This window comes from Streptomyces sp. NRRL S-31 (genome assembly GCF_000718775.1).
Taxonomy (GTDB): domain Bacteria; phylum Actinomycetota; class Actinomycetes; order Streptomycetales; family Streptomycetaceae; genus Streptomyces.
Genome location: NZ_JOCB01000106.1, coordinates 1 through 14964, shown reverse-complemented (window position 1 = coordinate 14964; position 14964 = coordinate 1). Strand labels below are relative to the sequence as shown.

Sequence of the window (14964 nt, the reverse complement as noted above, 5' to 3'; positions counted from 1 at the left end):
GCGCGCTCAACTCCCCGGCTCCTCCTCGATCTCGACGGCCTGGTCCAGGAAGTGGGCGAGCAGGACGACGACCGCGCTCGCCACCTCCATCCCGACGGCCGCGTTCAGCAGCGGGACGGTGCCGCCGGAGGACAGCGTGTTGAAGGTGCCGTACGGCAGCAGCGTGTTGGCGAGGAACGCGGTGCCGGCGAGGACACCGGCCAGGCCCAGCACCAGGTAGGCCGAGACGGCGAGGGCGTCGGCGGTCTCGTAGACGCCGAGCGGGCGGGCGCGTTCCAGGGCGCCGTAGTCGGCGCCGAGGTAGAGCAGGTGCAGGGCGGTCGCGGCGACGACCCCGCCCTGGAAGCCGCCGCCGGGGCTGAGCTGGCCGTGGGCGATCACGTACAGGCCGGTGACCAGGGCGACCGGGAGCACGAGCAGGGCGTAGCGGCGGACCGGGCGGGCCACCTCGGCGGGTTCGGGCGGGGCCCGGTGCTCGCCCTGGGCCTGGCGCAGCAGCACCACACAGCCGAGGACGGCGGCGAACAGGATGCTCGTCTCGCCGAGGGTGTCGTAGGCGCGCTGGTCGAAGTTGACGGAGGCGATGGTGTTGGCGGTGTGCCGGGCGAGGGCGGCGCGGACGGCCCGGTCGCCGTACGGGTGCCGCCGGCCGCCGAACTCCGGCAGGTCGGGGCAGGCGGCGACGAGCAGGGCGGCCAGGCCGGCGCCGCCGACGGCCAGCAGCCACAGCCGCAGCCGGTTCACCGGGTGCCGTCCCTCGTCCGGCCGCGGCGCCGGACCTTGCGCACGCACAGCATGATCAGCAGGGGGGTGAGGACGGATCCGACGGCCAGCTGGGACAGACCGACGTCCGGGGCCTGGTCCACGGTGAACAGCGCGGCCAGCAGGGTGCCGAGGACGGAGAGCGCCAGCGCCTGGCGGGCGGGGTCGCGCTGCAGCACGGCGCCGGTGGCGGCGACGGCCACGAGCAGCAGGGCGACGAGGGTCACCGCGTCGGACACGGCGCACCTCCGCGCGGCCCGTCAGCCACCCCGCACCCCCTGGAACCCGCCCGTCAGGGCCCGGGAGGCGATCAGGTTGCCGCCGATCAGCAGGGCACCGGTCACCAGCAGCTTCACCATCGCCCGGCCCGGTCCGACGGCCGCGCACAGCGCGACGACGACCGCCGCGCCCAGCGCCGCCGCCGACCAGGTCAGCCCCCAGGCGCTCGCCGGCTCCCCGGCCAGGTCGTCGGAGAGCAGGCGGGCGAAGACGAGCGTGCCGACGGGGCCGAGCAGGGCGAGCAGCAGGGCGAGGTCCACGTAGGCCGGGCGGCCGTAGCCCTGGGCGAGGAGCAGCAGGGCCGGGCAGACGGCGGAGGTGGTCAGGTTCTGGGCGATCACCCGGCGGGCCGGCGGTCCGGTGGTCACGCCCCACAGCGCGGCGGCCCCTCCCCCGCCCAGTACGACGGTGGCCGCGAGGATCCAGCCGTTCAACGCCAGGTCACCGCCCGCCGGCCGGCCCGGGCCAGCAGCGCGCCCGCGGCGGCGCAACTCGCGCCGACGATCCGTTCCAGGGTGTCGACCGTGCTGATCAGCACCAGCCACAGCAGCGCCAGCGCCACCCACCAGGCGAGGAGTTCAGCGGCGGTGAGCAGGACCGTACGGGGGGCCGTACGACGGGTCATCCGGCTACCTCCTCGGTCCGTTGTGCACGAGTACGCGGCGATATGTCCCGCATGCCGCTGGAGGCATCCAAGCACCGCCGGACCCGGGCGGGAGCGGCGGCACGCGGGGCCGCGCCCGGTGTGCCCCGGAGGCGTGAACGGAGATCGCCGGCGGCCGCCCGCCAGGCCGGCAGGTCGGCATCCCGGCCCCGATGCCGGGTAACCGCCCTACGACCCGGCGAAGTTGAGGAGGACGGAAATGGCCCGCACCGCCCCGCGTCTGACCGCGGCCCTGCGCATCCCCGGCAAGCGGGATCAGACGGCGCCGGCCCGTTCCGGTCCGCGGCTGCCCGCGGCCCTCCGCCCCTCCCCGAAGCGTGCGAAGCGCACCGGCCCGTCGCCCGCGCCGCACGCGCTCCCGCTCCCCGTCCGGCTGCTGGCGATGCTGGTCGCCTTCGGGTGCATGGTGGCGTTCGCCGTGGTCCTGGCCCGTCTCACGCTCCAGCCGTCGCCCGCCTCGGTGCCGCTGACGCACAGCAATCTGCACCCCGGCCGCTCCCTGCACGCCTACCTGGTGCAGGGGCGGCCGGCGGACACGGTCAAGCAGCTCGGCGGGAACGTGCTGCTCGGGGTGCCGTTCGGGGTGCTGGTACCGGTGCTCGCCCCGCGCGCCCGGCGGATGCTGCCGGTGCTGGCCCTGACGGCGCTGGTGATGCTGATGGTGGAGCTGGCGCAGGGCGCGCTGGTGACCGGCCGGGCCTTCGACATCGACGACGTCATCCTCAACACGGCCGGGGCGCTGCTGGGTTGGCTGCTGCTGGGGCGGCGGCTCGGGCGCGGGGTGCACCGGCGGGTGGCGGAGCCGTCGGCCGGGTGACCGCCGGCGCCGGGGCCGCCCCGGAGTTCGGCACCAGGTCTGTACCAGAGTATTGACGCCCTCTTATCTCACTCCTTAAATCAAGAGGCATCGCTCGTCCCCACACGAGAAGTCAGGAGAGCCATGGCCTCCCCACGCCTGCTGCGCAGATGCCTCCTCGCCGCCCTGTCCGCCGCGCTGATCGGCTCGGCCGCCGTCGGTCCGGCGCGGGCCGGGACCACCACCGCCGCCGCTCCCGCGACCGTGGCCGCCGCCACCTTCTCCGACACCTTCGACGGGCCCGCGGGCTCGGCGGTCGACGGTTCGAAGTGGACGCTGGAGACCGGCGACAACGTCAACAACCACGAGCGGCAGTACTACACCTCGGGCACCAGGAACGCGGCACTGGACGGCCAGGGCCATCTGGTGATCACGGCCCGCAAGGAGAACCCGGCCGGATACCAGTGCTGGTACGGCAGCTGCCAGTACACCTCGGCCCGGCTGAACACCGCCGGGAAGTTCAACGCCCAGTACGGCCATGTCGAGGCGCGGATGAAGATCCCGCGCGGGCAGGGCATGTGGCCGGCGTTCTGGATGCTCGGCACCCCGGTGAACTGGCCGGACTCGGGTGAGATCGACGTGATGGAGAACGTCGGCTTCGAGCCCTCGGCCGTGCACGGCACCATCCACGGGCCCGGCTACTCCGGCTCGGGCGGCATCGGCGCGGGCTACACCCTGCCGAACGGACAGGCGTTCGCGGACGCCTTCCACACCTTCGCCGTCGACTGGGCGCCCGACTCGATCACCTGGTCGGTGGACGGCAACGTGTACCAGCGTCGCACCCCGGCCGACCTCGGCGGGAAGACCTGGGTGTTCAACAAGCCGTTCTTCCTGATCCTCAACCTCGCGGTCGGCGGCTACTGGCCCGGCGACCCGGACGGCTCCACGCAGTTCCCGCAGCAACTGGTGGTCGACTCGGTGTCGGTGACGACCGGCGGCGGTGCCGCCGGGGCGCCGATCCGCGGCCTCGCGGGCAAGTGCGTGGACGTGGCCGGCGCGAACACCGCGAACGGCACCCCGGTCCAGCTCTACGACTGCAACGGCACCGGGGCGCAGACCTGGACCGCCGGCTCGGACGGCACGCTGCGGGCGCTCGGCAAGTGCCTGGACGTGACCGGCGGCGGCACGGCGGACGGCACGACCGTCCAGCTGTGGGACTGCACCGGCGGCCCCGGCCAGAAGTGGACCCTCACCGCGGCGCACGACATCGTCAACCCTCAGGCGGACAAGTGCCTCGACGTCACGGGCAACAGCTCGGCCAACGGGACCCGGCTCCAGCTCTGGACCTGCACGGGCGGCGCCAACCAGAAGTGGACGGTCGGCTGAGCCGTCGCCTCAGCGCGGTGTCCAGGTGTACTTGTCCCCGCCGACGAAGCGGACCACGTCCGGGTCGTCGAGGTCGTGGATGGTGATGCCGTAGGAGGCGGCCGTCTCCAGCACGTCCGTGACGGTCCGGGCCTTGCCGACCACCTCGCCGTCGATCTCCATGATCCGGAAGGGCGGCTCGCCGCGGCTGCCCGAGCACACGCCGAGGACCATGATCCGCGGGTGGGAGATGTAGGGAGCTGCTTGTTCGGTCATGCAATCGAGGGTAGAACGCGACCCGCTCCGGCGGGTCATCCACCGGAGCCGTCCAGGAGTGCGAGCACCGCGGCCTCGACGGCCCCTTGGGTGGCCGGACGTCCGAAGTCCCCGTGCTCGCCCAGCCGGGTGAGCGCGGGGGCGATGGTCACGTCCCGCTCGAACAGCTCGAAGACCGTCGGGTCGATGTACGAGGCGCGGCACACCGCTGGTGTGTTGCCCAGGTAGTGGCTGACCTCGCGGACGGCACGGGCCGTCTGCCGGCGCCGGGCGGCCTCGGTGGCGCGGGCGCCGCGGGCGGCCACGGCGACCGCCACGGCGGCCAGCACGGTGGCGTGCCAGGTGCGGAAGTCCTTGGCGGTGACATCGGTGCCGGACAGCCGGCGCAGGGCCTCGTTGAGGTCGTCGCCGTGCAGGTCGTGCCAGGCGCCGTCCTCGCGGAAGGCGAGGAAGCGGTCGCCGCCGTGCGGGCGGCGCAGCAGGGCGCGGGCCACCGCGTGGGCCTGCTCGTCGACGAGCGCGCGGACCAGTTCGGTGCCGCCCTTGGCCGGGTAGTCGAAGGTGATCTCGCCGTGTCCGCAGCTGACGTGCTCGCGGAGCATGGTCGTCAGGCCGTAGGTCTCGCTGGCGCGGGTGTGCCGGTCGCTGCCGACGCGGAAGAACCCGAGGTCGAGCAGGCGCACCGCGCAGGCGGTGACCCGGGCCCGGCCCAGTCCGCGCCCGGCCAGGTCGGCGGCGACCTGGGCGCGCACATCGGGCAGGGTCCGCGCGACCTGCCGTACGTGCTCGTGCTTGGCCTTGTCCTGCTCGGCCCGGAACTGCGCGTGGTACAGGTACTGGCGGCGCCCGGCCGCGTCGGTGCCGACCGCCTGGAGGTGGCCGTTGGGCCAGGGGCAGATCCACACGTCGCGCCAGGCGGGCGGGATGGTGAGCGCACGGACGCGGGCGAGCTGGTCGGGGTCGGTGAGGGGCTCGCCGGTGACGTCGGTGTAGCGAAAGCCCCGGCCGTGGCGGACGCGCCGGAGTCCGGGCCGGTCGCGGGAGCTGGTGCGCAGCCTCACCGGTGCCTCACGGACTGCGCCAGTCGTCGCTGGTCAGATGGGAGCCGGCCTGCGGGCCCATGCGCAGCATGCCGCCGTCGACGCTCCAGGAGGCGCCGGTGACGTACGAGGCGTCCGGGCTCGCCAGGAAGGCGATGACCGCGGCGACCTCGCGGGCGTCGCCGGGACGGCCGAGCGGCACGCCGGGGCGGCGCTCGGCCCGCACGTCGGTGTCCTCCTGACCGGTCATCGGGGTGGCGATCTCGCCCGGCGCGACCGCGTTCACGGTGATGCCGTACTCGGCCAGCTCCAGGGCCATCACCTGGGTGAGCAGGCCGAGCCCGCCCTTGGCCGCGCAGTACGGGGCCGCGCCGACCCGGGGCTGGTGCTCGTGCACCGAGGTGACGTTGACGATCCTGCCGCCGTCGCCCTGGCGGATCATGCGGCGCGCGGCCCGCTGCCCGAGCAGGAAGGGACCGACGAGGTCGACGTCCAGGACCTCGCGCACCTGCGCCAGGCCGAGGTCGAGGAAGGGGGTCATGGTGCCCGTGCCGGCGTTGTTGACCAGGACGTCGATCCGGCCCAGCTCCGCGCAGAGCGCGTCGGCGGTGTCGGCGGCCTCGGGCAGCCGGGTCAGGTCCAGCCGGGCGACGGCGGCCCGGCGGCCGTGCCCGCGGACCTCCTCGGCCGTCTCCTCGGCACCCTTCTCGTCGGAGTGCCAGGTGATGCCGACGTCCAGGCCAGCCTCGGCCAGGCGTACGGCGGTGGCACGGCCGATACCGCTGTCCGCGCCGGTGATCAGCGCCGTTCGCCGAGCGGCTGGTGCGGGCATGGCTCGCCTCCTCAGGGGGACGGCGTGGACGACTCCCCGCAGTACCCGGGGGCGGAGTGGACAAACGGATTCCGTGCGAGCGGTCCGGCGTGCGGATTCCGTGCGCGGCGGGCGAACGACTCCCGTGCGGGGCGGCGGTGTCCCACGCGTCCGGGTTCCGCCCGTGTGCCGTGGCCCCGGGGGACCCGCGAGCCGCGCGGTTCCCCGCGCCCCTTCGGTACGGCTGCGGCAATCTTGGTTCCATGGAGCCCGTCGCCGCCCTGGAGCGGATCGCGTTCTTGCTGGAGCGGACGCTCGCGCCCACGTACCGGGTGAAGGCGTTCCGCACCGCCGCCCGGGTCCTCGGAGCGCTGCCCGGGGACGAGGTCGCCGGGCGGGCGGCGGCGGGGACGCTGGAGTCGCTGAAGGGGGTCGGGCCGAAGACCGCGCAGGTGGTGCGGGAGGCACTGGCCGGGGAGGTGCCCGGATACCTGCGCGGGCTGGAGGAGGAGGCCGCCGCGCCGCCCGGCGCGGACGTGGCCGGCGCCGGCCTGCGGGCGCTGATCCGCGGTGACTGCCACACGCACTCGGACTGGTCCGACGGAGGCAGTCCGATCGAGGAGATGGGGCGGACGGCGGCGGAGCTGGGGCACGAGTGGACCGTGCTCACCGACCACTCGCCGCGGCTGACCGTGGCCCGGGGCCTGTCGCCCGAGCGGCTGCGCGAACAGCTGGACGTGGTGGCGCGGCTGAACGCCCGGTGGGCACCGTTCCGGCTCCTCACCGGCATCGAGTGCGACATCCTGGAGGACGGCTCGCTGGACCAGGAGCCGGAGCTGCTGGAGCGGCTGGACGTGGTCGTGGTGTCGGTGCACTCCAAGCTGCGGATGGACGCCCGGGCCATGACCCGCCGGATGGTGGCCGCCGTGCGCCATCCGCGCGCCGACGTCCTCGGGCACTGCACCGGGCGCCTGGTGACGGGCCGGGGGCGGCCGGAGTCGCTGTTCGACGCCGACGAGGTGTTCGCCGCGTGCGCCGAGTCGGGGACGGCCGTGGAGATCAACAGCCGCCCGGAGCGGCTGGACCCGCCCCGTCGGCTGCTGCGCCGGGCGGTCGGGGCGGGCGTGCTGTTCGCGGTCGACACCGACGCGCACGCGCCCGGCCAGCTGGACTGGCAGATCCTCGGCTGCGCCCGGGCCGAGGAGTGCGGGGTGCCGCCCGGGCGGGTCGTGACCACCTGGTCGGCCGGGGAGCTGCTGGACTGGACCCGCGAGGGCCGGGTCCCGGCGCGCGCGGCGGGTTCCTGAGCCGCCCGGCGTGGTACCCGACCGGCAGCGAAGCCAGAAAGGACGCCCGCATGGAACGAGCCGCCGTCTTCGACGTCGACGGAACCCTCGTCGACACCAACCACCTGCACGTCGTCACCTGGTGGGAGGCCCTGCGCCAGGCCGGGCACGACGTGCCCATGCACGCCGTGCACCGCGCCGTCGGCCTGGGCTCCACGGACCTGATCGCCCATCTGCTCGGCGACGACCGCGACCCGGACCGGGACGGCGAGCTGAGCGACGCGCACAAGGCGCTGTACGGCCAGTACTTCGACCGGCTCCCCGCGCTGCCGGGCGCCGGGGAACTGCTGCGGCGGTTGCGCGGGGACGGCTGGACGGTGGTCCTCGCCACGTCCGCGAGCGGGGCCGAGCTGGGCGCGCTGCGCCGGGCCATCGACGCGGACGACGCCATCACGGACACGGCGAGCGCGGAGGACGTACGGGAGGGCAAGCCGTCCCCGGAGCCCGTGGAGCACGCCCTGGAGCTGGCCGGCGCCCCGGCCTCCCGGGCGGTGTTCGTCGGGGACACCGTGTGGGACATGCGGGCGGGCGGCAAGGCGGGGGTGCGCTGTGTGGGGGTGCTGTGCGGCGGGATTCCCCGCGCGGACCTGGAGGAGGCCGGGGCGGAGGCGGTGTACGCCGACCCCGCCGACCTGCTGGCGCGGCTGTCCGGGAGCCCGCTGGCGTGACCGGTTCGGGGGGTGACGCAGGTCACCCGCATGGCCGGAACACTTCGGTGTGGTTGTCCGTTGAACCAGCCGTGGGTGCGGATGGGACAGTGTCCCCGGGCCTCACCTTCCGCCCACAGGGAAGATCGTTCGGCTGAAGCCCTGTGGAGCCCTTCGCCGCGAGGCGACCGCCATCCGCGCCCACCACCCGACCGCCCCGGTCGTGATTCCCCCGTCACGGCCGGGGCTTCCCCATGCCCGCGCGCCGGCACCGCCCCGCGGGCCGGCCGCGTGTGCGGCTCGGCCCCCCGGGTACCCGGCGGCTCGTCCCAGCCGCCGCGTGCCGACGAGAGGAGCCGAAGGTGAGCAGCTCAGCGGGGAGCAGGGTGGTCGTGACCGGCGCCACCGGCAATGTCGGGACCAGCGTGGTGCGTCTGCTGTCGGAGGATCCCGATGTGAGGTCGGTACGGGGCCTGGCCCGGCGGACGCCGGAATGGGCGCCGCCGAAGACCGAGTGGGACGCCGTCGACCTGAGCACGGAGCAGGCGAGCCTGGCCGAGCGGTTCGAGGGCGCGGACGCCGTGATCCATCTGGCCTGGGCGTTCCAGCCGACCCACGATCCGGCCACGACCTGGCGGACCAATGTGCTCGGCAGCATCCGGGTGTTCGAGGCGGTCGCCGCGGCCCGGGTGCCGGTGCTGGTGCACGCCTCCTCCGTCGGCGCGTACTCGCCGGGGCCGAAGGACCGGACGGTGGACGAGTCCTGGCCGACGCACGGCTGGCCGGACGCCGCGTACTGCCGGGAGAAGGCCTATCTGGAGCGCACCCTGGACGTGTTCGAGCGCGATCACCCCGAGGTGCGGGTGGTGCGGATGCGCCCGGCGTTCCTGTTCAAGTGGCAGTCGGCCAGCGAGCAGCGGCGGATCTTCGGCGGGCGGTTCCTGCCCGGTCCGCTGGCCCGGCCCGAGCTGCTGCCGTTCCTCCCGGACGTCCCCGGCCTCAGGATGCAGGCGCTGCACACGGACGACGCCGCCGAGGCCTACCGGCTCGCGGTGCACTCGGACACCGCCCGGGGCCCCTTCAACCTGGCCGCCGATCCCCCGCTGGACGCTTCCGTACTCGCCGGGCTGCTCGGCTCCCGGCCGGTGCGGCTGCCGCGTACGGCGGCGCGTTCGGCGATCGCCGCGGCCTGGGGGCTGCGTCTGCTGCCCGCCTCGCCGCATCTGTTCGACGCAGTGCTGCGGCTGCCGCTGATGGACTGCGGGCGGGCCCGCACCGAGCTGGGCTGGCAGCCCCGGCGGACGGCGACCGAGGTGATCCAGGAGTTCCTCCAGGGGCTGCGGCAGGGCGGCGGGATGGAGACGGAACCCATGCGGGGGCGGAAGGTCGGCTGAGCCGGCACACGAGCGAGCGGAGGACGACATGGCGGAGCGTGGAACCGGACCGGGCGCCGGGGAACGACCGGTGCCCCGGGACATGCCGGACCAGCAGACCGGTCCGGGCGAGGACCCGTGGGACGTCGTCCCGGGACACCCGTCCGGCACCGAGCGGCCGGACGAGCCCACGGCCCCGGACCCCGACGAGGCCGGCACCGCCCCCCGCGGAGCCCCCGGCACCCACACCCCCCACCCGGAACACCCGGAACCGGAGGAGCCGTCGGCTTAGGGGCGCGTGGCGGGGGCGCATTGGGCGGGGTCCGGGGGGCGGGGCCGGGGCGGGCTGGTCCGGAGTCGGCGGGCACGAGGCCGGATGGTCCGGGGCCGGCGGGGTCCGGGGACGAGTGGCCAGGGGGCAGCGAGGTCCGGGGTGCGCCGCGCCGGTTGTCGGCGTACGGCGCCCCGGCCGTCCCGTGCCCCGGCGAGAGCCGGAGAAGGTATCGCCGGGCCACCACTAGGGCCCGCGCGACTGCCGCGCGGGCCCTCGAGCGTCGACGACGGTGGCGCGGCCCCCCTCCCCCGGATCCCCCGGTGCCGGGTGGTGCGGGTCAGAACGGGGTGCGTTCCCGCAGTGCGGCACGCCAGGCGGGCAGCCGGTCCTCGGCGGCCGGTTCGGGGCGCCGGCCGCCGCCGGCGAAGAAGTCGGCCAGCGGCAGGATCGCGGCGCCGACGGTGACCGCGTCCGGGCCGAGCCGGCCGAGGTCGATGGTCACCTTGTCGGCCGGGTGGCGCAGCGCGTACGTCGCCGCGTGCCGCCGGACGGCGGGCAGGAAGCGCGTGCCGAGCTGGAGTCCGGCCCAGCCGCCGATCAGGATCCGCTCGGGCTGGAAGAGGTTGATCAGGTCGGACAGACCGGCGCCCAGGTACTCGGCGGTCTCCTCCAGGACCGCCAGCGCCACCGGGTCCGGGGTGCCGCCGTCGGCCGGGTAGGCGGCGGCGAGCATCGCGGTGAGCGCGGTCTCCTCGTCGGTGCCCTCGGGCGGCCGGCCGCCCTCCTCGCGCCACCGGGCGAGCAGCGACTCGGCGCCGGCGTACGCCTCCAGGCAGCCGGGGGCGCCGCAGCGGCAGCGGCGCCCGCGCACCCGAACCGTCAGGTGACCCCACTCCACGGCCCGCCCGTGCTCCACCTCGGGGGTGACCAGACAGGCGCCGACACCGGAGCCGAAGAGCACGACCACGGCGTTGTGGGCGCCGCGCCCGGCACCGAACCACATCTCCGCCTGGCCGAGGGTCTTGGCACCGTTGTCGATGAGGTACGGCACCCCCTCGGGGAGCGGGGAGTCCGAGCGGAGCAGTTCCTCCAGCGGGACGGCGTCCCAGCCGATGGTCTGCCCGTGTACGACGGCGCCCCGGTCCGGGGTGTGCTCGATGATGCCGGGGACACCGACGCCGACGCCGAGCAGCCGGTCGGGAGCGGCCTGTTCGGCGGTGAGCACCTCGGCGATGCCGTCGCGGATGTGGCCGGTGATGACGCCGACGTCGTAGCCCTGCGGAGTCAGCGGGCGTTCGACCCGGGCGAGTTCGGTCATGGCCAGGTCGAACAGTTCGACGCGGACCCGGGTCTCGCCGACGTCCACGCCGATCATCTGGCCGCTGTGCGGGGCGACCCGCAGCAGCGTGCGGGGCCGACCGCCGTCGGAGTCGACGCTGCCGGCCTCCTCGACCAGGCCGTCGGCGATCAGGTCGGCGACCACGTTGCTGACCGAGCCGGAGCTGAGTCCGGTGGCCGGGCCCAGCTCGAACCGGCTGAGCGGGCCGTCGAAGTACAGCCGCTGGAGCACCGCCGTGCGGTTGCCTCGTCTCAGGTCGCGTACCGTGCGCCCGTTGCGCCCCACCATGTGGGCTCCCTTCACGAACCGTCCCCGACCTGCAACATACCCCTTCAGGCAGCTGGGACGCGACATTCCCCCACGCCTTAGTTCACGCTATGAGCTAAGACGGGCTCGCCAGACGTGCCCCGCCGCACGAGCACGGGCCCCGCCAACCCGCCGGCCCCGCCCACCAGCGCCCATCCACACCCTCCCCCGGCGACCGCTGCCAGCCGTCCCAACACCCTCCGCGCGACACGCCACCACCGAGCCACCGTCCCGTCGAAGTCGGGGCGCGTTCCCGGTTCAGGGTACGAAACACCTCGAACACCGGGGTGCCGTACGCCCGACCCTCCGGACGTCCGGACCTCAGCCCCGAACCGCCGGCCACCGTGCGGGGCCGCTCCGCCCGCACCCCCGCCACGCGCCGGTCCGGAGCGGGCCGTCCCCGCGCCCTCCGGCGCGCCGAAGCGGGCCAGGGTGTGCCAGACCTTCTTCAGGTCCTGGAGGTCGTGACGGCCGCCGCGGGCCGCGTCGCCGATGACGCGCGGGGTGATGACGCCCTGTCGGGCTATGCGGGCGCCGAGGTCGGCGTAGCGCGGACCCCGGTGGTCGGCGTGCCGGCGCAAGTCGGTGACGGTGGGCCGGTAGCCGGGGTGCCAGGCGAGCGGGACGGGCAGGCGCCGGGCCATCGCCTCCACGGGCGTCCCCCGGTGGCAGGCGTCCGGCACGAGCGCCTCGACGTCCCGGTCGAGCCGTACGCCGCCGCGCACGCGGGCCTCGACGCAGTCGTCCAGGGCGTCCCGCCCGTCCGCCGCGGCGAGCGCGACGAGGGGCATGGCGGCGGCCACGCCGAAGTCGGTGGGTTCGGCGGCGCTGTCCGGGTAGCAGAAGGTGGACCGGGCCGGCACCGCTCCCGTCAGCCGGAGGTGCGCGGAGCCGAACCGGGGGGGGCCGTGCCGACCACCTGACGGCGGAAGTCCGGCGCGCCGCAGACCGGGCGCTCGGGCGGTTCCGCGTCGTCGTACACGCCGCCGAAGATCCGGCTCTCCCAGCGGGTCCGGTCACCGCCCGGGTGCGCGGTGAGCCCGCCGTTGCCGGTGCCGGTGCCGGTGCCGGTGCCGGTGACGAACCGGGAGTGGTAGGCGCCGTCCCGGGCCAGTGCCGCCAGGATCGGCAGCCCGGCGGAGACGTGGTCGGGATGGAAGGTGAGGGTGACCCGGAGACCGGGGTCGACGGGCGGGCCGGACACGGCCGTCGTCACATGGTCCAGCGTCCGCCGGGCACGCGGCGGCAGCACATGCCGGAAATCCATTGGCCCACCCTCCCCCGGCTAATTATGCTAGCCGTCAGCCTAGACCCCCTAGGTTCACGCCCACAGGACCACGGCGATGAATCCGGAAGGACTCCCCCATGAGATCACTCACCGAGCAGGACATCCGCACCTCGTTCGTCAACTGCTCCAAGGGCGAGTCCAAGCGGCTGGCCGTGCCGCGCGATCTCGCCGAACGCCCGTGGGACGACCTGGACTTCCTCGGCTGGCGCGACCCCGGGGCGCCCGACCGCAGCTACCTGGTCACCGAGCGGGAGGGCCGGCTCGCCGGCGTCGCCCTGCGCTTCCCCGCCGCGCAGCGGAGCTTCCTGCACCGCAGCATGTGCTCGGTGTGCCTGACCACCCATCCGGGCGGCGGGGTGTCGCTGATGACCGCGCGCAAGGCGGGCACGGCGGGCCGCGAGGGCAACTCGGTCGGCCTGTACATGTGCACGGACCTGGCGTGTTCGCTGTACGTGCGCGGCCGGAAGGTGCCGGAGTCCGGGACGCGGTTCGAGGAGAGCCTGACCCTGGAGGAGCAGATCGCCCGCTCGCGGGCCAATCTCTCCGCGTTCCTCGACAAGCTGTACGCGTGAGCGCCGGCCGGCCGGGGGCGGCACGGTCCTGACCGTCCCCGGTCCCCGGCGACTTGCCGCGTCGCCCCCGGCGCGGGACGCAGCGGCGCGCAGCCCCGCGAAGGCGGCCGGATGTCGCTCACGCGATCGGGCCGCCATTCCCCCGGCGTGGCCGCGGGTCTTCGGGCGGAACCCTCGGCAACCTGGCCATACTCGAACGCTTACGGCCGTAAACAGTCAGCGAACGGACACGTTCGATGTACCCGAGGAACGGGAACAGGCCAAAGGATGTTCGACGTACGAAAGTGGACCACGGAACTGCCGCGCCTGCTCAAGCGCCGCCGGGAGCCGGTGGTCGTCCAGACGCTGCGGTCGGCCGCGGCCGCGACGGTCGCCTACGTCATCGCGCTCCGGCTGAGTCCCGAACCCGCTCCCCTCACCGCGCCCCTGACCGCGCTGCTGGTCGTCCAGGTGACCTTCTACGCCACGCTCACCAACGGCATCCGCCGGGTGAACTCGGTGGTCGCCGGCGTGCTGGTCGCCATCGCCTTCAGCGTGCTGGTGGGTCTGACCTGGTGGAGCCTGGCCCTGCTCATCGTCGCCGCGCTGGCCGTGGGACACCTGGTCCGGGTCGACGAGTACGTGGCCGAGGTGGCGATCAGCGCCATGCTGGTGCTCGGGGTCACCACGGTCGGGTTCACCGCGTGGGCACGGATCGTGGAGACGCTGATCGGCGCGGTCGTCGGCACCGCCTGCAACCTGCTGCTGCCCCCGCCCGTCTGGGTGGACAAGGCCGGCCGGTCCATCGAGGACCTGGCCCGGCGGGTGCGGCAGCTGATGCTCAGGATGGGCGAGGAGGCCGCGGGCCGGATCCCCTGGCAGCAGGCGGCCGAGCGGCTGCACGAGGCACGCCGGCTCGACCACGACATCGTGCGGGTGGACGCGGCGCTGCGCCAGGCCGAGGACAGTCTGCGGCTCAATCCGCGGGTGAAGGAGGGGCTGCTGCACCGGGTGGTGCTGCGCACCGGTCTGGACACGCTGGAGATCTGCACGGTGGTGCTGCGGGTGCTGGCCCGGTCGTTCACGGACCTGGCGAAGGCCCGTGGACCGCGGGAGCTGTTCCCCTCGCCGGTGGGGGCGACCGTGGAGCGGTTGCTGTCGGAGATCGCCGACGCGGTGGTCAGCTTCGCGGTGCTGGTGACCACCGATCTGAGCGAGAACGCCGAGTCCGCGGAGGCCCGGCTCACGGCCGAACTGCACACGGCGGCCGGCACCCGCGACCGGCTGGCCGAACTGCTCCGCGAGGAGATCGTCAAGGACTGGGCGAACTGGCAGCTGCTGGGGGCCGTGCTGACCGAGACGACCCGGATCATCGACGAGCTGGACACCGAGCACCGCACCCGCCGCCTGCTGGAGGAGCTGGACCGGGTCTCCCGCGAGCAGCGCGCCAAGCTGCCCCGGATGGCCTGGCTGCGTGACCGGCTCGGAGTGCAGGAGGGGCTGTTGCGCAGCCGTGCGGGGGCCGGCGGGCGTTCCCGGTGAGGAGGACGCCCGGACACCCCCACAACCCTCGGCCCGCCGCCCTCGCGTTGCGCTTTGCGCAACGATCGTTGCCGGGCTTGCCCTCGGCGACGGGCTCGGTCCAAGGTGTCTGTCACGAGCGGGGCGACCGACGACCTGAAGGTGCGGGATGGACACGGAGGCACGGACGGCGGGCGAGGGCTTCCTTCCGCCCCGGCGGAACCGGGAGCGCGGCGGCTGGAGCCGGCGCCGGTTCGTCGGCGCCATCGCCGGTGCGGCGGCGGTCGTCGCGGTGCCCTGCCCGGCGGCTCCGCCGTCGCCCGCCC

17 protein-coding genes and 1 pseudogene are annotated in these 14964 nt (G+C 74.7%); 9 read left to right on the top strand and 9 right to left on the bottom strand.

Features of this window, described 5'->3' with window-relative positions; translation table 11 throughout:
• Positions 1–6 precede the first annotated feature (6 nt).
• Genes IF37_RS0132120 through IF37_RS0132105 form a run of 4 tightly spaced genes read right to left on the bottom strand, consistent with a single transcriptional unit; the run spans position 7 to position 1666 of the window.
• Positions 7–744, bottom strand: coding sequence for an MnhB domain-containing protein (locus tag IF37_RS0132120; RefSeq protein WP_030750674.1), 738 nt, complete (start codon positions 742–744; stop codon positions 7–9).
• Positions 741–1001 carry a hydrogenase subunit MbhD domain-containing protein gene (locus IF37_RS0132115; RefSeq protein WP_030750672.1) on the bottom strand — a complete coding sequence of 87 codons (261 nt, stop codon included), beginning with the start codon at positions 999–1001 and terminating at the stop codon, positions 741–743. The genes IF37_RS0132120 and IF37_RS0132115 overlap by 4 nt, the downstream gene beginning before the upstream one ends.
• A 21-nt stretch (positions 1002–1022) precedes the next feature.
• Positions 1023–1475 (bottom strand): MrpF/PhaF family protein, encoded by a 453-nt coding sequence (locus tag IF37_RS0132110; protein ID WP_030750670.1) that lies wholly within the window; start codon positions 1473–1475, stop codon positions 1023–1025.
• Positions 1472–1666, bottom strand: coding sequence for a hypothetical protein (locus IF37_RS0132105; RefSeq protein WP_030750668.1), 195 nt, complete (start codon positions 1664–1666; stop codon positions 1472–1474). The genes IF37_RS0132110 and IF37_RS0132105 overlap by 4 nt, the downstream gene beginning before the upstream one ends.
• A gap of 238 nt (positions 1667–1904) precedes the next feature.
• On the opposite strand from IF37_RS0132105, the gene IF37_RS0132100 reads away from it, so the two are divergent.
• Both IF37_RS0132100 and IF37_RS0132095 read left to right on the top strand, forming a co-directional pair.
• Entirely contained in the window at positions 1905–2522 is a 618-nt protein-coding gene (locus IF37_RS0132100) for a VanZ family protein (RefSeq protein ID WP_030750666.1), read from the top strand.
• Between the two features lie 123 nt (positions 2523–2645).
• The gene (locus IF37_RS0132095) at positions 2646–3887 is read left to right on the top strand and encodes a family 16 glycosylhydrolase (protein ID WP_030750664.1); all 1242 of its coding nucleotides are present in this window, start codon (positions 2646–2648) and stop codon (positions 3885–3887) included.
• A gap of 9 nt (positions 3888–3896) precedes the next feature.
• On the opposite strand, the gene IF37_RS0132090 is transcribed toward IF37_RS0132095, so the two are convergent.
• From IF37_RS0132090 to IF37_RS0132080, 3 genes are read right to left on the bottom strand one after another with little or no spacing between them, the layout of a single operon-like run.
• Positions 3897–4142, bottom strand: a complete 246-nt coding sequence (locus tag IF37_RS0132090; protein WP_030750662.1) for a hypothetical protein — start codon at positions 4140–4142, stop codon at positions 3897–3899.
• A 35-nt stretch (positions 4143–4177) separates the two neighbouring features.
• A complete protein-coding gene (locus IF37_RS0132085) occupies positions 4178–5203 on the bottom strand; it encodes a DNA topoisomerase IB (RefSeq protein ID WP_030750660.1) in 1026 nt (341 codons plus the stop codon).
• 7 nt (positions 5204–5210) lie between these two features.
• Entirely contained in the window at positions 5211–6014 is an 804-nt protein-coding gene (locus IF37_RS0132080; protein ID WP_052845482.1) for an SDR family oxidoreductase, read from the bottom strand.
• 242 nt (positions 6015–6256) lie between these two features.
• Here IF37_RS0132080 and IF37_RS0132075 point away from each other — a divergent pair, with 242 nt between their 5' ends.
• From IF37_RS0132075 to IF37_RS39975, 4 genes are all read left to right on the top strand, one after another.
• Positions 6257–7300: a PHP domain-containing protein gene (locus tag IF37_RS0132075; protein WP_030750654.1), complete on the top strand. Its 1044-nt coding sequence runs from the start codon at positions 6257–6259 to the stop codon at positions 7298–7300.
• A 50-nt stretch (positions 7301–7350) separates the two neighbouring features.
• Complete coding sequence (locus IF37_RS0132070) at positions 7351–8007, top strand: HAD family hydrolase (protein ID WP_030750651.1); 657 nt, start codon at positions 7351–7353, stop codon at positions 8005–8007.
• 341 nt (positions 8008–8348) lie between these two features.
• Positions 8349–9380 (top strand): SDR family oxidoreductase, encoded by a 1032-nt coding sequence (locus tag IF37_RS0132065; protein WP_030750648.1) that lies wholly within the window; start codon positions 8349–8351, stop codon positions 9378–9380.
• A gap of 28 nt (positions 9381–9408) precedes the next feature.
• Entirely contained in the window at positions 9409–9651 is a 243-nt protein-coding gene (locus tag IF37_RS39975; RefSeq protein ID WP_030750636.1) for a hypothetical protein, read from the top strand.
• Positions 9652–9970: 319 nt separating this feature from the next.
• Here IF37_RS39975 and IF37_RS0132055 read toward each other — a convergent pair whose 3' ends face one another.
• Both IF37_RS0132055 and IF37_RS39970 read right to left on the bottom strand, forming a co-directional pair.
• Positions 9971–11260: an ROK family transcriptional regulator gene (locus tag IF37_RS0132055; protein WP_030750634.1), complete on the bottom strand. Its 1290-nt coding sequence runs from the start codon at positions 11258–11260 to the stop codon at positions 9971–9973.
• Positions 11261–11670: 410 nt separating this feature from the next.
• Positions 11671–12545: pseudogene (locus tag IF37_RS39970) on the bottom strand (DUF3626 domain-containing protein); the annotation flags it as partial.
• 98 nt (positions 12546–12643) lie between these two features.
• Between IF37_RS39970 and IF37_RS0132045 the strand changes: the two are divergent.
• From IF37_RS0132045 to IF37_RS46485, 3 genes are all read left to right on the top strand, one after another.
• The gene (locus IF37_RS0132045) at positions 12644–13138 is read left to right on the top strand and encodes an FBP domain-containing protein (protein WP_030750631.1); all 495 of its coding nucleotides are present in this window, start codon (positions 12644–12646) and stop codon (positions 13136–13138) included.
• Between the two features lie 267 nt (positions 13139–13405).
• Positions 13406–14659: an aromatic acid exporter family protein gene (locus IF37_RS0132040; protein WP_030750628.1), complete on the top strand. Its 1254-nt coding sequence runs from the start codon at positions 13406–13408 to the stop codon at positions 14657–14659.
• Between the two features lie 148 nt (positions 14660–14807).
• A partial coding sequence (locus IF37_RS46485; protein ID WP_158727426.1) for a twin-arginine translocation signal domain-containing protein occupies positions 14808–14964 on the top strand: 157 nt, incomplete at its 3' end.